The sequence below is a fragment of the Neisseria montereyensis genome (assembly GCF_024834045.1).
Lineage (GTDB): Bacteria > Pseudomonadota > Gammaproteobacteria > Burkholderiales > Neisseriaceae > Neisseria > Neisseria montereyensis.
This window is the reverse complement of record NZ_JANUXW010000003.1, coordinates 82,577-99,599: the sequence shown is the minus strand read 5'-3', so window position 1 is coordinate 99,599 and position 17,023 is coordinate 82,577. Positions and strand designations below refer to the sequence as shown.

Genomic DNA, 17,023 nt, shown 5'->3' with positions numbered 1-17,023 from the left:
AAACTCAGCGATACTTCAATCCATAATCACAGCACTATGAACAAGAAGAATGAGCAAACAGCCATGCGGCTCGACAAATGGTTGTGGGCGGCACGCTTTTTTAAAACCCGTGCGCTCGCACAAAAACACATCGAATTAGGGCGTGTGCAGGTAAACGGCTCGAAGGTGAAAAACAGCAAAAACATCAGTACCGGCGATACCATCGATCTAACCTTAAACTCCCTGCCGTATAAAATCAAAGTATTGGCGCTAAACCATCAACGCCGCCCCGCTCCCGAAGCCCGACTGTTATACGAAGAAGACGCCGCCACCGCCGCCCGCCGCGAAGAGCAAAAACTGCTCGACCAAGCCAGCCGTGTGAGCGCCGCCTATCCCGACGGCAGGCCGACCAAACGCGACCGCCGCCAGATTGAAAAAATCAAACGCGGCGAATGGTAGGTTGAGGCAACACTCTATCACGCCGCACCTTTAATAACACCGTTTCAGACGGCCTATTATCTTGCCCGTTTAGACTGTTTCCTTATTCGCGTATAATTGCCCGTTTTCCCTATTTTAATAAAGCAGAATCATGACTCCCGCCCAACTCGACCACACCGCCGCCGTTTTATCCGACATGCTGACTTTCAAACAACCGGCCGACGCCGTGCTTTCTGCCTATTTCCGCCAACACAAAAAACTCGGCCGCCAAGACCGTCATGAAATTGCCGAAACCGCTTTTGCCGCTTTGCGCCATTATCAGAAAATCGCCGCCGTTATCCGCCGCCCCCATGCCCTGCCAAAAAAAGCAGCCTTAGCCGCTTTGGTTGTCGGGCGCGGCATGAATATCAGCCAGCTTGCCGATTTGATTGATGAAGAAGAGCGTGAATTTTTAAGCCATCTGAAAAGCTTAAAAACCACATTTTCAGACGGCCTCAATACCGCAGCGGAACTGCCCGAATGGTTAATCAACCAAATGAAGCCGTATTGGGATGAGCAGGCCCTGCTCGCATTCGGCCGCAGTATCAACCACCCCGCCCCGCTCGATTTGCGCGTAAACACCCTCAACGGCAAACGCGATAAAGTGGCCGCTGCCCTGCAAAACGAAGGGCTGCCCGCCGAAGTCACCCCTTATTCGCCGTGGGGTATCCGCCTAAACGACAAATCCGCCCTCAATAAACACCCGCTGTTTCTCGACGGCACCTTAGAAGTGCAAGACGAAGGCAGCCAACTGCTGGCCTTATTGCTTGGCGCCAAACGTGGGGAAATCGTGGTTGATTTTTGTGCCGGCGCCGGCGGGAAAACACTGGCTATCGGTGCGATGATGGCCAACAAAGGGCGCATCTATGCATTCGATATTGCCGAAAAACGTCTGGCCAATCTGAAGCCGCGTATGGTGCGCGCCGGATTAACCAATATCCACCCCGAACGCATCAGCCATGAAAACGATGCCCGTATCGGCCGCTTAAACGGCAAAGCCGACCGCGTATTGGTCGATGCCCCCTGCTCCGGCTTAGGCACCCTGCGCCGTAACCCTGATTTAAAATACCGCCAATCGCCCGAAACCGTGGCTAAATTGCTCGAACAACAACACAATATTCTTCAGGCAGCCGCCAAACTGGTAAAAGAAAAAGGCCGTTTGGTCTATGCCACATGCAGCATTTTGCCGGAAGAAAACGAGCAGCAAGTTGAGCGGTTTCTGGCCGAGCATCCCGAGTTTGAATTATTAAACTGCGCCGAATTATTGCAGGCTGCCAAAGTGGATTTGGATACCGGCCCCTATCTGCGGCTGAACACCGAACAGCACCAAACCGACGGCTTCTTTGCCGCCGTTATGCAGCGCAAAGCCTAAACGTTCGTGCAAAACAGCCATCGCCGTTTCAAGCTGTTTACCCCGAATATAAATATAAATATTCATTATTTGATTCAATTGCTTATATTAACAAACAGGCCGTCTGAAAACCATTCAGACGGCCTGTTTACATAACACTTCCGAAACTTTTATTCCCTACCTTCCAAATACTTGTAAAACACACACCAGCCCCCATTTAAATCAATATAAATTATCTAGAGAAAAATCCTCACTATGAATTTAGCCGACCATTTTCTGGTAGCCATGCCATCTATGGACGATCCTTTCTTCGAAGGCAGCGTGGTTTATTTATGCCAACACAATGACGAAGGCGCCATGGGCGTGGTAATTAACAAACCCTCACCGGTAACGATGGATTTAATCTTCGCCGCCGCCGACACCACTATCCCCGAACGTTTTCAAAACGAATGGGTAATGATGGGCGGCCCCGTGCAGATTGACCGCGGTTATGTTGTCCATACTCCCGTAGGCAATTGGCAGAATAGCCTGATTGTAAACGACAATATCGCCCTCACCACCTCGCGCGATATTATTGAAAATTTGGCGCAACCCGACACGGTAGACAAAGCCGTTGTCAGCATCGGTTATGCCAGCTGGGAACCCGGCCAGCTTGAACAAGAATTGGCCGATAATGCTTGGGTTACCGTGCCTGCCGACACCCATATTTTATTTGATCTGCCTTATGGCGAACGCTATGGCGCCGCTTTTGCCAAAATCGGCATCAATCCCAGCCTGATTATGAACGGTGCCGGGCATGCTTAAAGCCCCTCACGGCACCACTTTGGCTTTTGACTTTGGAGAAGCGCGCATCGGCGTGGCAGAAGGTAATGCCGAAGTCGGCACTGCCCATCCGATAACCACGATAACCGGAAACAGCAACGAAGCCAAATTTGAAGCCATCGGCAAATTATTGCAAGAATGGCAGCCAAAACAACTGGTTGTCGGCCTGCCTTTCCACACCGACGGTACCGAACACGAAATGACCCGCCTAAGCCGCAAATTCGGCCAGCGCCTACACGGCCGTTTCAAGCTGCCGGTTTATTGGGTAGACGAGCGCATGTCGTCGCTCTATGCCGAAAGCCTGTTGGCCGAAGCGCAAGTATTCGGTAAAAAACAAAAACAGGTATTGGATCAGGTTGCCGCACAAGCAATCTTGCAAAGCTTTTTTGAAGGCGGAGCAGCCGAATTTTTTAACGGCCGCTCCGAAAACTAACTTCTACTTATTGATCAATTATCCATAGCGGCGATAAAGCATATCGGCCGCTATTTTTTCAAAACGGCACGCTTCACAATCACCCACCAATCTTTGGCTTCCAACTTCGGCCTTTTTTCAAATACATTGTATTGATTGTTAGACAATTTATTTAAAATTTGTTGGCCGCCGAGCATAATCATCCGCAATTCAAAACCGATACGCCCTTTCAGCGTTTTGCCCAAAGGCGAACCGGCTTTCAACATTTTATGGGCACGTTCGCATTGATAAGCCATCAGGCGCTGAAAAGCAAAATCGGCTTTTCCGGCCGCAATCTGCGCTTCTGTAACACCGAATTTAACCAAATCGTCTTGCGGCAGATAAACGCGTTTTTTTTCCCAATCCACCGCCACATCCTGCCAGAAATTAATCAATTGCAAGGCGGTACAAATACCATCACTTTGGGCAATACTGAGCGGATCATGTTCGCCGTAAAGATGCAGCATAATCCTGCCGACCGGATTGGCCGAGCGGCGGCAATAATCCACCAATTCGCCAAAATTCTGATAACGTTTTTTTTCTACATCCTGCTTAAATGCCGACAGCAAATCATAAAACGGCTGCAACGGCAGATTAAACGGTTGAATGGCACGGGTTTGCAAATGGCGCATCATTGGCGTTTGCGGCGTTTCACCGCGGGCAATGGCATCCAATTGTGCCGACAATGCATCCAATTGTTGCAAACGTTCGCTATCGGAAGCCCCGCCTTCGTCGGCAATATCATCGGCAGTACGCGCAAACGCATAAACGGCATGAATGGGTTTACGCAAACGCCGCGGCAATACCAACGAGCCGACGGGGAAATTTTCATAATGGTTAACCGACATATTTTTTCCAATAGCGAAACAAACAAGCGCATCAATATCGAATGTTAAAAAACATAACAAAAGCACCGACGGCCAATTGCAATCGGTGCTTTCAGAATAAGGGCGGCGAGCCAAACCCCCGGCACTAGCGCATCAGAGTGGGCTGCTGGCTTCCGCCCCTGACCCGTTGCTCCGAATTACCATGCGGGGAGACCCGCCAAAGATTGATTATTATAACGGCTTTTTAGCCGTATACCAAGCAATAAATCTATTTACAGGCGCAATCATATTGATGCTTATCGAATCATTTTCATAATATAGTTATTTTTAGCCGCCTAATAACAATAAGGCCGTCTGAAACACTTCGGGCGGCCTATCATCATATATTCGTCTGCTTTCAAATTATCCGTTTTAAAACATGATTTTTATGCCAGATCAACACGGATAATACGTTGATCAAAGTAGCGCCGTCCCCATTCGGTACGGTAGATCATTTGAAATAGCCAAGGGTAGCGGTGACCACAATAATCGCTTAAAAAAAGTACACGGCTGACACGCAGGCCGGGTTGCCATTGTTCCATTTCTTTCGGTTCTTTTAACGACCATTCGAACTCAGGACGGTTTTGACTCATTTTACTCAGCGCATCATGATGCTTAGCATGCCCGACAGCAATAGCAGGCACCATATCGAAAACAACCGACACCCTCGGTAATAAACGGCTGATCATGGCAAAAAATGCCTGAACTTCGGGTATTTTAAAATACATCAATACCCCCTCAATCACCAACAATACCGGTTTCCCGTGGGCTGCGACGGTTTTTGCCCATTCCTCGTCAAACATCGAGCCGCTTAAATACACATTGCCCGATTCGGGTAATAAACGGCGGCGCACCTCAATCACATCCGGCAAATCCAGATCATACCAAGCCGTCACCGCAGGTTTGCCCAAACGCTCAAAACGTGCATCCAAGCCCGCCCCCAATTGCACCACAACCGCATCGGGATACTCCGCCAAAAACCGCTTGATTTCCCCGTCAAACAACGCCGCCCGCCCGCAGCATCCGGGCTGGGACATTTTGGATTTGGCAAAAATGCCAAAATCATAATCTATCTGTTTCAGCATATCGGCCGCAACCGCATCACGAATCAACGCATCGGGGCGGTCGTATTCGACAGCTTTCGCCCATAAGGGAATCAACATGGTTTCCGACAACGTATTCACAATTTCAGAAGATAATGTTGCATTCATATCTACCTCCCTAACGCTGTTTTACTACTTTATCCGACAACAATATCAATCCCTAACGGATACCAATATTGCGCAGCCAAAACAATCAGACTAGGTCAATAAGTTTAGTTATATCATAGCCCTATAAACAGTAAAGATAAGCATTTCAAATTGTTAATTTTAATCATATCAAACCTTCGGTATTTGAATTCCGCAAAAAAAGGGCGGTATCCGCCCTTTTTTAATATTTAATAACATCATGTTTTATGATTACTCCAAACCTTTCAGACGGCCTATGAAGTTAAAGATACCTCTAAAGCGACAGATACGTCTGCCCAGATATCTTCAATATCTTCCACCCCCACTGAAAACCGCAATAAACCCACTTTAATGCCGGCAGCCGTTTTAACTTCGTGCGGTACGCCGCTATGCGATTGCGAGTAGCAATGGTTTACCAAACTTTCCACGCCGCCCAAGCTGGAGGCCATCTGAACAATGTTCAGGTTTTGAATCACGCTGTTTGCCGCTTCTTTTGTGTCATTTTTCAACCAAATCGTTACCACACCACCGAAACCGCGCATCTGCCGTTTGGCCAATTCATGGTGCTCATGCGACGGCAGGCCCGGATAGAATACTTTGTCAACGGCAGGATGTTGTTCCAAACGCCTTGCCAATTCCAAAGCGTTTTCACAATGCCGCTGCATGCGCAATGCCAAGGTTTTAATGCCGCGCAACACCAAAGCACAATCCATCGGTCCCGCCACACCGCCGGTATTCACCATCATCGAACGCATCGGTTTGGCCAAAGCTTCGCTTTTTACCACCACTACACCCATCAATACATCGGAATGCCCGCATAGATATTTGGTTGCCGAATGAAACACAATATCGCAGCCCATATCAAGCGGGTTTTGCAGATAAGGCGAAGCAAACGTATTATCCATGCCCACCAACACGCCGGCCGCCTTGGCTTTTTCCGCCAATGCAGCAATATTGACCAACCGCAACAAAGGATTAGACGGCGTTTCCAACCACAGCATTTTCACATTGCTGTTTTCCGCCAAAACCTTATCAAAATTATTGGCATCGGTTAAATCGGCAAACACCACATTCACGCCCCATTGGGCATAAACTTCGGTGAGTAAATCGTAGCTGCCGCCATAAATATCGCTCACGGCGATAATGGTATCGCCCGGTCGCAGAAAAGCACGGTATACGCAATCAATACCGGCCATACCGCTGCTAAAGGCAAACCCTGCCGCACCATGCTCCAAGGCCGCAACCGTATCTTCCAATACTTTACGGGTCGGATTGCTCAAACGTGCATAACGAAACGGCACATTCTCGCCGATGGATTTAAGCCGAAACATACTATTCTGATAAATCGGCGGCATAATCGCACGGTTATGTTCATCTGGATTGTAGCTGCTATGGATCGCTTCGGTAGCAAATTTCATGGCAAAACCTTTCAAGTGGACGAAAAGAAATTTTATCACTATCTAAAAAATAGAAACAATCAATGTTGTGCAGAAATCCAAGTGATATAATTAACCGCTAAAATGAAAAACAGATGGTTACAGACGACACTCAGGCCGTCTGAAAAAACCGTTCCAAACGGCCTTGTATTTTTAGCCGACACCCACACATAAAGGCTCTCAGCCTTTTAGATGCAAAGGAAATCTACCGCATGAACGCCATTGCAGACGTGCAATCCACCCGCGATTTACGCAACCTGCCGATTAATCAGGTCGGCATTAAAGACTTACGTTTTCCCATTACCTTAGACACTGCAGAAGGCCGGCAACACACCGTCGCCCGCCTAACCATGACCGTCTATCTGCCTGCCGAACAAAAAGGCACGCACATGTCGCGCTTTGTCGCACTCATGGAAAAGCAAACCGAAGCCTTATCTTTCGACCGCCTACAAACACTCACGAATGAAATGACAACTTTGTTGGATTCGCATTCCGGCAAAATCAGCATATCGTTTCCGTTTTTCCGTAAAAAAGCCGCACCGGTTTCGGGCATCCAATCCCTACTCGATTATGATGTCACCCTTACCGGTGAAATTAAAAACGGCGAATACAGCCATACGCTCAAAGTACTTGTACCTGTTACCAGCTTGTGCCCGTGTTCCAAAGAAATTTCACAATACGGCGCCCACAACCAACGCTCTCACGTTACCGTTACGCTCACTTGCAGCAGCGAAATCGGCATCGAAGAAGTAATTGATTGTGTGGAATCGCAAGCCTCCTGCCAGCTTTACGGCCTGCTCAAACGCCCCGATGAAAAATTCGTGACCGAACAAGCCTACGAAAACCCCAAGTTCGTCGAAGATATGGTACGCGATGTTGCCACCCGTTTATTGGCCGATAAACGTATACACGGATTTATTGTCGAAAGTGAAAACTTCGAATCCATACACAATCATTCCGCTTATGCCTATATCGCACATCCTTAAAGAAGTATTGTATTAGGTTGAATAACCAATATCACTTTTCCCATAAAAACAAGGCCGTCTGAAATTCAGACGGCCTTGTTTTTATTTTATAAATTATACCGGCAAGGTAACCGCTTCCTGACGACGCAGCAAAGCAATCAAATTGCTAATACGGGTTTTCATTTCACGGCGGTCGACAATCTGATCAATCGCACCCTTTTCCAATAAGAACTCAGCACGTTGGAAGCCTTCGGGCAAGGTTTCGCGTACGGTTTGCTCAATCACGCGCGGGCCGGCAAACCCGATTAATGCTTTCGGCTCTGCCAACACAATATCGCCCAAAAATGCGAAGCTGGCCGATACGCCACCCATCGTCGGATCGGTTAAAACCGAGATAAACGGCAAGTTTTTCTCGGAAAGCAAATGCAAAGATGCGCTGGTTTTGGTCATCTGCATCAAAGAACTCAAACCTTCCTGCATACGGGCGCCACCGGAAGCAGCCACGCAAATAAACGAACAATTATCGGCAGCGGCACGGCGCACACCTTCGACAAAACGCTCACCCACAACAGAACCCATAGAACCACCGATAAAGCGGAATTCAAAAGAAGCAACCACAACGGGCAAACCGTTCATCGTACCTTTTATCACCACCAAAGCATCGTCTTCACCGGTTGCTTTACGCGCTGCAGAAAGCCGATCGGGATATTTTTTAGTGTCTTTAAACTTCAGGATATCCACCGGTTTAACGTTAGCACCGATTTCTTCGTGCCCTTCTTCATCAAGTAGCAAATGAATCCGTTCGCGGGCCGATAAAGGATTATGATAGCCGCACTTCGGGCAAACCTGTTGATTCTGCTGCAAATCGGTTGTATAAAGCGTGGCGGAACAATTGGGGCATTTGTACCATAATCCTTCCGGAACAGTAGATTCGTTTTTGTCTTCACGTTTGATTTTTGGGGGAAGGATTTTATCTAACCAGCTCATTGAAAGCTCCTTTATTGTTTTCAGACGGCTTATCTTGCCGTCTATGGCTGTGTATATTCATACATTCAGCGGTTTGTTTGGGCTCAATATTATTCAATACGGCATATTTCACAAAACCGAAAATATTAAGTCATTATCATTAAATTAATAGGATACGGATAATCACCATAAGATAACCAGAACATGTATTTTTGAAATATGGTCGCCAATATAAGCCAGCAACAACCGGATTGGCAACTGCTATTTTTACTTCACCATTCTGTTTTATATCCTGAAATGGCTTTTAAATAGCGGCTTTCAGCGTAGCTACCAATGTGCCGACGGCTTGCGCCTCCTGACCGGGATGGTTTTCGATTTCTTTCACTATGCGGCTACCGATAATCACCGCATCGGCCACCGCAGCCACTTTACGCGCGCTATCAGCGTCCGAAATACCAAAACCGACACCGATGGGCACTTGGATATGGCGGCGCAAAACCGCCAGCTTGGCGGCAACTTCGTCCGTATTTAACGAAGCCGCACCGGTGACGCCCTTCAGTGAAACATAATAAACAAAGCCGCTTGCCAATTTGCCGATTGCCGCCATCCGTTCTTCATCGGTTGTCGGTGCAATCAAAAAAATACAGTCCAAACCATTGGCTTTTAAGGCTTTGTATAACGGGGAAATGGTTTCCACGGGCGAGTCAACGGTTAACACACCGTCAACGCCTGCTGCTGCCGCCCGTTGTGCGAACTCAACATAGCCCATTTTGTGTACGGGATTGAGATAACCCATCAAAATAACCGGCGTTGTTTGGTTGGTTTCCCGAAATGCTTTCACCAAATCCAGTACATCGCTCAATGACACGCCTTTGGCTAAAGCACGTTCCGCAGCACGTTGTATGGTAGGGCCGTCTGCCATCGGGTCGGAAAAAGGCACGCCCAACTCAATAATATCGGCACCGTTTGCTGCCATGCTATGCATTAACGCCAATGTGGTTCGGATATCGGGATCGCCGACGGTAATATAGGGAATCAGAGCCTTGTTATCGCCCTGTTTGCTGAAAATCTGCTGAATTCTACTCATATAATAATTTATTGTGCCCGAACAAGTGTTCGGGTTGCTCCGTATTGCATAAGTTGTTAAGTATAACATTTCTTGGATTCACGCCGAACGATAATTTACACATAACAGACCGGAACTATTTCCCTTATACATTTGACAATGTTTAGGCCGTCTGAAAATTCAGACGGCCTTGATAAAAAACCGAGTATTATCTGCTTATTAATCGGGCTTGTGTTCGATATAGTTTTGTTTGTCTTTTTCAGACGGCGTTGTTACCGTGTATTCACCCTCGATAATATCGTCATTATCATTACTCCGTGTACGCTGCCTGGTAAAAGGATTTTCATCACGGCTGCCGCCAAAGGTCTGCTGCTGCATCGTAGCAATAGGCTTGCCTTTAAAAGGTAACAATAAAATCAATCCAATCAGCAAGGAAACAAAACCCGGACTCATGAATAAAAGCGCTGCCACTGCATAACGTATCGGCCATAGCATTTCATACATGGAAATTTGTTCGCCCGAACGAATCGCCGCTCCTGCCAAAAACACACCGGAAAGGCCGGTATGCCGCAACATCAGCATGCCGCCGATAAAACTGAGAATCATCAAACCAAGCGTTGCCGTACCTCCTATAAAATCGGCTACCCATACGATAGACATAATTTCTAAAAACAACAGTACCAAAAACCCGATACCGAAAAAACGCATAATGTTTTCCTTGATAGTATTAATTGTTATCCGAACCGCTAAAATAGAGCTAAGCGCCACTACTTTCAAGCTTGATGGTTGTCAAAACGGGTAAAACTCAGGTCGTAAAAAAAAGTAAAGCACCGAGGCAAAATCTGTCCGAATATGTCATGGCAAGGGAAAAATTTGTTATCCTTACGGCCATGAATATACAAATCCCCTTTTATACCGCCCTTAAAAAATACGGTTTCCTTGTTTCTTTAACCATATTGACAGCTTGTGCCGGCACCCCGGCCAACGGTCCCGTACCCGACGGATATTACCGTGTACAACGTGGCGACAACCTTTATCGTATCGGTTTACGTTTCGGGCAAAGCACGAAAACATTGGCGGCATGGAACAACCTGAGAGATCCGTCAAAAATAGAAGTCGGTCAGGTTTTGCGTGTCCGCTCCGGCTCTTCGTCCTCAACATCTTCCACTTCCCGCACCCGCTCGGCGCGTACGGTTGCACCAACCAACCGGCTGCATATGCAATGGCCAATAGACAATGGCAAAGCCAATATTATTAAAACATATAACGGCACGTCAAACAAAGGCATTGATATCGGCGGTGTACGCGGCACACCCGTCAGAGCCGCTGCCGACGGTAAAGTGCTCTATGCCGCCGAGGGCTTGCGCGGCTACGGCAAACTGATTTTAATCAGCCACAACAGCAGCACACTCACGGCTTATGCCCACAACGATACTTTTTTAGTGAAAAAAGGTCAAACCGTAAAAGCCGGTCAAACCATTGCCACTATGGGCAGCAGCGACACCGATCGGGTGAAATTGCATTTTGAAGTCCGCATTAACGGTAAAGCCGTGAACCCAACGCCTTATTTAAATTGATATCCAACTTTCTTTCATTCTTCATCAATCAAGCCGTCTGAAAAGTTTCAGACGGCTTGATTTGATATTATCTTATCGAAAACTTTTCTATTAATAAAAGGCCGTCTGAATAGGATTTTCAGACGGCCTTGTTATTCAGTTGTTCGCCATTAACCTGCCTGTAATTGCAGGTTTTCCACAATATGGCCATGCAATAAATATTGTATGGTTTCATGTACCGAGCGAATCGAATAACCAAACGGCAGCGGATCCTTTCCACGGAAGAACAAGCCTTTATCCACTTCGCCACGCCATGCGGCGGCCAATTGGATATCGATACAGAACTGACCGACTTTTTCCAAACCGTCTCTCAATCCGCACACGGAAAGGCAGTTAATGCCTTGGGTACAACGGCGCGGATCCGCTTTGGCATTGGCCTGCAATTTGGCTTCGCGTTTAATGTAGTTATCCAAAAACTTAGTGCGGACACCACGCGCCGGCAGTCCGGCTACCGACATAAACTCAACCACTTGCTCGGTCGGCGCACCGGCCAAAGTTTTCTTGAAATTCAAATGGGCATCACCCTCTTCCGTCACGGCAAATGCCGTGCCGATTTGTACAGCGGAAGCACCCCAAGTTTTCAATGCCGTGGTAATTTTTTCAAAGTTAGCCATACCGCCTGCTAAAACCAATGGAATTTTTTCGCTTTCCAAACCAAGTTTTTTAAACACTTCAAAGGTTTCTTCAATCACACGTTTGAATTCGAATTTTTCATCGTTCACACCGTCAACCGTCATCGCACCCAAGTGTCCGGCTGCATGGGCAGGGTGCTCGATAACAATGGCATCGGGTAAAATACCTTTTTTCATCCAACGTTTTAAAACAATATTAATACCGCGCGATTCCGATAAAATCGGCAGCAATGCAACATCTTTATGATAGCCTTCGGTCATTTCCGGTAAATCCAACGGTAGGCCTGCACCCATCACAATCGCATCAGCACCCGATTCACACGCTTGGCGAACCAAAGCCTGATGGTCTTTTACCGCTTTCATCACATTCACCGCAATCATGCCTTTGCCTTCGGTGTTGGCTCTCGCAGCCTGAATCTCACGATCCAACGCAATATGATTGAGTTTGCAATATTTTTCTTCGGTCGGGTTCACTTTGGATTCGGCAAGCAAATCATCATGCAAGTGGCGTAAATCCACACTGGCAATGGTACCGATACCGTTTTCACGCGCTACCGCGCTGGAAAGTTTGGAAGCAGAAACACCGACACCCATACCGCCTTGCACAATCGGAATTAAAGATTTGCCACGGATGACTAACGGGTTAAAGTTGTGTTGCATTAAAATTTCCTTCTCTTGTAGATGTCCGGTTTCCTAACCGCCTCATACTTAAAAAAATACTCTTTAAAACATCTATGTCTTAATAAGAGCAGATGCAGTTGAAAGCCTCATGTGTGCTTTATAGTTTAGTAATTATACTCTAAGTTTATAAAAAATTAGAGTAAAACTATAGTTAATTTTATTGATAATACTTGTAAATTTTTAAAATTTCATAAAAAACAATATTTTAGTTATATATTTAAAAAGCCGTCTGAACCCATTTCAGACGGCTTTTGGTAAAAACACCCATTATATGATTAACAAAGTAACCATTAAGAGCGTCTTTGCAACATCCAAGATTCGATTTTACGGGCATCGTTAACCCTGCTCAACGAAGACGGCGAATTGAGTAAAACGATGGTTACAGGCTGATTTTGTACGTTTGCTTTCACAACCATAGAACGGCCTGATTCACGGATATAACCCGTTTTTTGAAGCTCGATATTCCAATTGCCTTCACGAACTAAAGCATTGCTGTTTTTATAACGCTGACGGCCTCTTTTGGTATAAACAGAACCATAATTCGATGTAGTGTTACGGCGGATTTCCGGATATTTGCTGGCGGCCTGAACCATTTTGCTTAAATCAACCGCAGTGGATACATTACGGAAATCCAAACCTGTCGGCTCATAAAAACGGCTGTTGGTCATACCCAAGCTTTGTGCTTTGCGGTTCATTGCCGCCACAAAAGCCGACATCCCGCCGGGGTAGCTCCGTCCCAAGGCATGGGTGGCACGGTTTTCACTACTCATCAGGCTCAGATGGAGTAACTCGCTGCGCGGCAGGGTTGTTCCGATACTCAAACGGCTGCTGGTGCCTTTCAAGCGGTCGATTTCCGCTTCCGTAATGGTAATGTTCTCATTCATATCCAGATGAGCGTCCAACAAAACCATCGCAGACATCAATTTGGAAATGGAAGCAATCGGCATTACCCGATTAGAGTTTTTTTGAAACAATACTTCGCCGGTTTTATTGTTGACAATCAAGGCGGATTGAGATGCCAATAACGGCCCTGCATAGGCCGCTTGCGCTTCCAACTGATTATCCGAATTCATAACCGCAAAAGCGTCTAAAGGATCGCTTTCTACCGGGAAGTTCTGTTCTAAAAACTGGCCAAGCACGTCTAAATCATCGGCTGATGCAGGAATCGCAAAAGTCATCAATCCGAGGCTCAAACAAGCTGCTGCAATTTTTTTACTAAAATTCATCATAAAGTATCTTTCTGTTTATTATCCGCAAGTGTTAAAAAAATGAAAAAATACAGACAGGTACGGGGCTTTAAAATATTAAAATTATGCCCGCCGGACGTTTCCGGATACTACCTTCCGTGTTTTATGACGTTACGCTTAATGCGAACTGCTATGATTATTCATTAAACAGTATCCGCTTGTAAAGTAAATTAGCGTATATTTTTCATTAGTTTGCATCTTATGCCGCACAATAGCGGTTATTTTCTGCAAAATGAAGGCCGTCTGAATAACGCCTGTTATACTCAACCGCAATGTATCGGTTTGATAAACAGGCCGATACTCATTATACTAAAAGGTTATGCAGGTTTAAACCTGCTTTAAATTGATAAATGATTCAAAAAGAAAATATAAATATGTCTGACGAAAAACGTTTCTGCTCGTTTTGCGGCAAGCCCGAGCACGAAGTACAAAACCTAATTGAAGGCGAACATGCCTTTATCTGCAACGAATGTGTCGAAACTTGCGGCATTATGCTTCACAGCCAACACGATGACGCCGACTTTTCCGATGAAGAAAATGAAAACGGCACACTCGAAAAACTACCTACCCCTGCCGAGATTGTTGCCAATCTGAATGATCACGTTATCGGCCAAGAGCAAGCGAAAAAAGCTTTGGCAGTGGCCGTATATAACCATTATAAGCGTTTGCGCCATCCGAAAAGCAGTGGCAGCGTAGAGCTTTCCAAAAGTAATATTTTATTAATCGGCCCCACCGGTTCGGGTAAAACACTCTTGGCGCAATCGTTGGCGCGTAAATTAGACGTACCGTTTGTGATGGCCGATGCCACCACCCTCACCGAAGCCGGTTATGTGGGTGAAGATGTCGAACAGATTATTACCAAACTACTGGGCAAATGCGATTTCGACGTTGAAAAAGCACAGCGCGGTATCGTTTATATAGACGAAATTGACAAAATATCCCGCAAAAGCGACAACCCTTCGATTACCCGCGACGTATCCGGCGAAGGCGTTCAGCAAGCCTTGTTGAAACTGGTAGAGGGCACCGTCGCTTCCGTTCCCCCGCAAGGCGGGCGCAAACACCCGAATCAAGAATTTATTAATGTCGACACCACCAATATCCTATTTATCTGCGGCGGTGCGTTTGCAGGTTTGGAAAAAGTCATCCGCCAACGTACCGAAAAAGGCGGCATCGGCTTTGGCGCCGTTGTCAGCAGCAAAGATGAAAATGCCGATATAAGTGCCTTATTTGAAACAGTCGAGCCGGAAGATTTGATTAAATTCGGCCTGATTCCCGAACTTATCGGCCGCCTGCCCGTGATTGCCACATTGGCAGAATTAGACGAAGAAGCATTAATCAATATTCTCACCGAACCTAAAAACGCTTTAATCAAACAATATCAAGCCTTGTTTGCTATGGAAGGTGTGGAATTAGAAGTATTGCCCTCCGCCCTACACAGCATTGCCAAACAGGCTATGGAGCGCAAAACCGGCGCACGCGGCTTACGCTCGATTGTCGAACGCAGCCTGCTTGAAACCATGTATATGCTGCCGGATTTAAAAGAAGTGAAAAAAGTCGTGATTAATGAAAATGTGATTGAAAAAGGCGAACAGCCGAAACTGTTGTTGGCCGACGGCAGCGAATATCAGGCACAGGCCGAAGCCGGCGATAAAAAACCGGCCGCATAACCATTTTTAATCTTGGCATAATCAAGGCCGCCTGAAAGCAGATTAAGTTTTTTTCAGACGGCCTTATTTTATTTTTACCTGATTTGAATTGTTTTTTCATGCCAAATAAGAAAATATAAATCAAAAAGATATAAGTGATTTGCCCGCCTATTTATGCCGGCACCGCTTTTTGAAGTACTTTGATACGGACAAGGAACTTTTTATCTGTTAAGGTTGACCAATACACCATTCTTGCATTTCGCAATTGAATCACTTCCAACGGAGTAACTTATGAAAATGAATTTAAAAACCATCGTTCCGGCGCTTGCTATGGCCGGTATGTTAAGTGCATGCGGTATGACCGGCTCGGACAGCACCCCTTCTACACAAGCTGCTGCGACTACCCCCGCTGCATCTCAACAATCCCAACAGCAACCTCAACAGGCAGCACCGCGCACCGTACAAGTTGATTCTATCGACAGCACCAAAGAAGTGGCCTACAAATGCGGTAACAACGGTCAAAACCCTCTGACTGTTATGTATGGTTTGAAAGACGGTGAAGTTGTGGTGGCCCAAGTGAAATACCAAAATAAAACTTCCCCGGGCTTATTCCGCGTTATCGATAATAACGATATGAATGTATTCGTAGGTGAAAATATAACTTGGGCGACCGATAAAGCCAATGCTGCCAATGTTGATAAAGTAAACGGCAATATGCTGACCCAAGAAGTTATGCAAACCGTAAACGGCCAACAAATGCAGGTTTCCCAAATCGTAACCCGCATGTGCATGTTGGATAAAGCCGGCACGGCAAGATTGGCCAGAGCCGCCAAGAAATAAACCGGCATCAAAAAGCCGATAAAAAATAAAAAAGGACTTGTTTTACAAGTCCTTTTTTCTATTGATCAATAACCCGAACCAAACTAAGGTTTCATTTCCCGACCGTTAATTTTCACACTGGTCAGTTTGAGATTATAGGTTTTGCCATCATCGGTATAACTGATTTGGGCGGGGATATTATAAAAATCGGGAGCAAACGCATAATTGATGATTTTATCGCCGCGCTTGAGGGAATATTTATTAATCGGCGTAGAGCCGCTGCCGATTTTATATTGGCCGCCACCTGTACGGTTCAAACCGCTAACCTTATAAATCTTTTTACCATTGGTAATACGCAGGCCGGCAGGCAGTTTGGCATCATTGGCGGCAAGCTGCCACGCCAAGGTAAATAAATCCATTGTAGGGCCGGTCATCGCTTCGGTATTTTGTTCGCCTGTTTTGCCGTAAGTTACTTTACCACCGCCAAAACGGGCTTCAGCATAAGTTTTGCCTTTGCGCACATCTTTATAATAAGACGGAATCAAACGGTTTCCGGCAATATTCCCGCCGGATTCAAAACGAATACTGTATAACGGCACTTTAATATTTGAAGTGATTTTATAATTATTGCCACTGCGGTTAAACGTCATCACGGCAGGAACACCCCAGTTGCCTGAATAATGGAGTTCTGCCGACTGAGGCAGCTCTGCTGCAAAAGTCGGTGCACTCAAAGCAAGTGCCAACAAAGAAAAACGAACGGTTTTCATATTAAGA

At 46.3% G+C, this 17,023-nt stretch carries 17 protein-coding genes and 1 other RNA gene; 8 read left to right on the top strand and 10 right to left on the bottom strand.

All coding sequences use genetic code 11. The features are described 5' to 3' along the window. Window positions 1-36 precede the first annotated feature (36 nt). From NXS09_RS04740 to ruvX, 4 genes are all read left to right on the top strand, one after another. Window positions 37-438 carry an RNA-binding S4 domain-containing protein gene (locus tag NXS09_RS04740; RefSeq protein WP_259291415.1) on the top strand — a complete coding sequence of 134 codons (402 nt, stop codon included), beginning with the start codon at window positions 37-39 and terminating at the stop codon, window positions 436-438. Between the two features lie 130 nt (window positions 439-568). After that, the gene (locus NXS09_RS04735) at window positions 569-1,828 is read left to right on the top strand and encodes an RsmB/NOP family class I SAM-dependent RNA methyltransferase (RefSeq protein WP_259291414.1); all 1,260 of its coding nucleotides are present in this window, start codon (window positions 569-571) and stop codon (window positions 1,826-1,828) included. 234 nt (window positions 1,829-2,062) lie between these two features. Continuing rightward, entirely contained in the window at window positions 2,063-2,611 is a 549-nt protein-coding gene (locus NXS09_RS04730; protein WP_259291413.1) for a YqgE/AlgH family protein, read from the top strand. Beyond that, complete coding sequence (gene ruvX / locus NXS09_RS04725) at window positions 2,604-3,062, top strand: Holliday junction resolvase RuvX (protein ID WP_259291412.1); 459 nt, start codon at window positions 2,604-2,606, stop codon at window positions 3,060-3,062. Before NXS09_RS04730 ends, ruvX begins: the two co-directional genes overlap by 8 nt. 50 nt (window positions 3,063-3,112) lie before the next feature. Here ruvX and hpnC read toward each other — a convergent pair whose 3' ends face one another. The 4 genes from hpnC to NXS09_RS04705 all read right to left on the bottom strand — a co-directional run bounded on the left by hpnC (window position 3,113) and on the right by NXS09_RS04705 (window position 6,593). After that, complete coding sequence (hpnC, locus tag NXS09_RS04720; protein WP_259291411.1) at window positions 3,113-3,928, bottom strand: squalene synthase HpnC; 816 nt, start codon at window positions 3,926-3,928, stop codon at window positions 3,113-3,115. A 101-nt stretch (window positions 3,929-4,029) separates the two neighbouring features. Beyond that, an RNA gene (gene ffs, locus NXS09_RS04715) (signal recognition particle sRNA small type) lies at window positions 4,030-4,126 on the bottom strand. Between the two features lie 206 nt (window positions 4,127-4,332). Continuing rightward, entirely contained in the window at window positions 4,333-5,157 is an 825-nt protein-coding gene (locus NXS09_RS04710) for a class I SAM-dependent methyltransferase (protein ID WP_259291410.1), read from the bottom strand. 272 nt (window positions 5,158-5,429) lie between these two features. Beyond that, complete coding sequence (locus NXS09_RS04705; RefSeq protein WP_259291409.1) at window positions 5,430-6,593, bottom strand: trans-sulfuration enzyme family protein; 1,164 nt, start codon at window positions 6,591-6,593, stop codon at window positions 5,430-5,432. A gap of 230 nt (window positions 6,594-6,823) precedes the next feature. Here NXS09_RS04705 and folE2 point away from each other — a divergent pair, with 230 nt between their 5' ends. Further along, window positions 6,824-7,597: a GTP cyclohydrolase FolE2 gene (folE2, locus tag NXS09_RS04700; protein ID WP_259291408.1), complete on the top strand. Its 774-nt coding sequence runs from the start codon at window positions 6,824-6,826 to the stop codon at window positions 7,595-7,597. Window positions 7,598-7,690: 93 nt separating this feature from the next. On the opposite strand, the gene accD is transcribed toward folE2, so the two are convergent. The 3 genes from accD to NXS09_RS04685 all read right to left on the bottom strand — a co-directional run bounded on the left by accD (window position 7,691) and on the right by NXS09_RS04685 (window position 10,316). Next, entirely contained in the window at window positions 7,691-8,563 is an 873-nt protein-coding gene (gene accD / locus NXS09_RS04695) for an acetyl-CoA carboxylase, carboxyltransferase subunit beta (RefSeq protein WP_259291407.1), read from the bottom strand. Window positions 8,564-8,846: 283 nt separating this feature from the next. Further along, window positions 8,847-9,629, bottom strand: coding sequence for a tryptophan synthase subunit alpha (gene trpA, locus NXS09_RS04690; RefSeq protein WP_259291406.1), 783 nt, complete (start codon window positions 9,627-9,629; stop codon window positions 8,847-8,849). Window positions 9,630-9,827: 198 nt separating this feature from the next. Further along, window positions 9,828-10,316, bottom strand: coding sequence for an FxsA family protein (locus NXS09_RS04685; protein WP_259291405.1), 489 nt, complete (start codon window positions 10,314-10,316; stop codon window positions 9,828-9,830). A gap of 182 nt (window positions 10,317-10,498) precedes the next feature. Here NXS09_RS04685 and NXS09_RS04680 point away from each other — a divergent pair, with 182 nt between their 5' ends. Then, window positions 10,499-11,185 (top strand): peptidoglycan DD-metalloendopeptidase family protein, encoded by a 687-nt coding sequence (locus tag NXS09_RS04680; RefSeq protein ID WP_259291404.1) that lies wholly within the window; start codon window positions 10,499-10,501, stop codon window positions 11,183-11,185. A gap of 149 nt (window positions 11,186-11,334) precedes the next feature. On the opposite strand, the gene NXS09_RS04675 is transcribed toward NXS09_RS04680, so the two are convergent. Both NXS09_RS04675 and NXS09_RS04670 read right to left on the bottom strand, forming a co-directional pair. Beyond that, window positions 11,335-12,516, bottom strand: a complete 1,182-nt coding sequence (locus NXS09_RS04675; RefSeq protein WP_259291403.1) for an NAD(P)H-dependent flavin oxidoreductase — start codon at window positions 12,514-12,516, stop codon at window positions 11,335-11,337. Between the two features lie 311 nt (window positions 12,517-12,827). Further along, window positions 12,828-13,715, bottom strand: coding sequence for a serine hydrolase (locus NXS09_RS04670; RefSeq protein WP_434803010.1), 888 nt, complete (start codon window positions 13,713-13,715; stop codon window positions 12,828-12,830). Window positions 13,716-14,158: 443 nt separating this feature from the next. Here NXS09_RS04670 and clpX point away from each other — a divergent pair, with 443 nt between their 5' ends. Together clpX and NXS09_RS04660 are read left to right on the top strand one after the other, a co-directional pair. After that, a complete protein-coding gene (gene clpX, locus NXS09_RS04665; RefSeq protein ID WP_259291402.1) occupies window positions 14,159-15,451 on the top strand; it encodes an ATP-dependent Clp protease ATP-binding subunit ClpX in 1,293 nt (430 codons plus the stop codon). Window positions 15,452-15,721: 270 nt separating this feature from the next. Continuing rightward, window positions 15,722-16,270 (top strand): ACP-like domain-containing protein, encoded by a 549-nt coding sequence (locus tag NXS09_RS04660; protein ID WP_259291401.1) that lies wholly within the window; start codon window positions 15,722-15,724, stop codon window positions 16,268-16,270. An 83-nt stretch (window positions 16,271-16,353) separates the two neighbouring features. On the opposite strand, the gene NXS09_RS04655 is transcribed toward NXS09_RS04660, so the two are convergent. Further along, complete coding sequence (locus NXS09_RS04655; RefSeq protein WP_259291400.1) at window positions 16,354-17,016, bottom strand: DUF3108 domain-containing protein; 663 nt, start codon at window positions 17,014-17,016, stop codon at window positions 16,354-16,356. Between the last annotated feature and the right edge of the window lie 7 nt (window positions 17,017-17,023).

Bases quoted from the DNA above. Each gene is read 5' to 3' on its own strand.
- clpX (WP_259291402.1), top strand. From the start codon at position 14,159: ATGTCTGACGAAAAACGTTTCTGCTCGTTTTGCGGCAAGCCCGAGCAC.
- NXS09_RS04730 (WP_259291413.1), top strand. From the start codon at position 2,063: ATGAATTTAGCCGACCATTTTCTGGTAGCCATGCCATCTATGGACGAT.
- NXS09_RS04705 (WP_259291409.1), bottom strand. From the start codon at position 6,593: ATGAAATTTGCTACCGAAGCGATCCATAGCAGCTACAATCCAGATGAA.
- hpnC (WP_259291411.1), bottom strand. From the start codon at position 3,928: ATGTCGGTTAACCATTATGAAAATTTCCCCGTCGGCTCGTTGGTATTG.
- accD (WP_259291407.1), bottom strand. From the start codon at position 8,563: ATGAGCTGGTTAGATAAAATCCTTCCCCCAAAAATCAAACGTGAAGAC.
- NXS09_RS04655 (WP_259291400.1), bottom strand. From the start codon at position 17,016: ATGAAAACCGTTCGTTTTTCTTTGTTGGCACTTGCTTTGAGTGCACCG.
- NXS09_RS04670 (WP_434803010.1), bottom strand. From the start codon at position 13,715: ATGACTTTTGCGATTCCTGCATCAGCCGATGATTTAGACGTGCTTGGC.
- NXS09_RS04740 (WP_259291415.1), top strand. From the start codon at position 37: ATGAACAAGAAGAATGAGCAAACAGCCATGCGGCTCGACAAATGGTTG.
- folE2 (WP_259291408.1), top strand. From the start codon at position 6,824: ATGAACGCCATTGCAGACGTGCAATCCACCCGCGATTTACGCAACCTG.
- NXS09_RS04680 (WP_259291404.1), top strand. From the start codon at position 10,499: ATGAATATACAAATCCCCTTTTATACCGCCCTTAAAAAATACGGTTTC.
- NXS09_RS04660 (WP_259291401.1), top strand. From the start codon at position 15,722: ATGAAAATGAATTTAAAAACCATCGTTCCGGCGCTTGCTATGGCCGGT.
- NXS09_RS04685 (WP_259291405.1), bottom strand. From the start codon at position 10,316: ATGCGTTTTTTCGGTATCGGGTTTTTGGTACTGTTGTTTTTAGAAATT.
- NXS09_RS04675 (WP_259291403.1), bottom strand. From the start codon at position 12,516: ATGCAACACAACTTTAACCCGTTAGTCATCCGTGGCAAATCTTTAATT.
- ruvX (WP_259291412.1), top strand. From the start codon at position 2,604: ATGCTTAAAGCCCCTCACGGCACCACTTTGGCTTTTGACTTTGGAGAA.
- NXS09_RS04735 (WP_259291414.1), top strand. From the start codon at position 569: ATGACTCCCGCCCAACTCGACCACACCGCCGCCGTTTTATCCGACATG.
- NXS09_RS04710 (WP_259291410.1), bottom strand. From the start codon at position 5,157: ATGAATGCAACATTATCTTCTGAAATTGTGAATACGTTGTCGGAAACC.
- trpA (WP_259291406.1), bottom strand. From the start codon at position 9,629: ATGAGTAGAATTCAGCAGATTTTCAGCAAACAGGGCGATAACAAGGCT.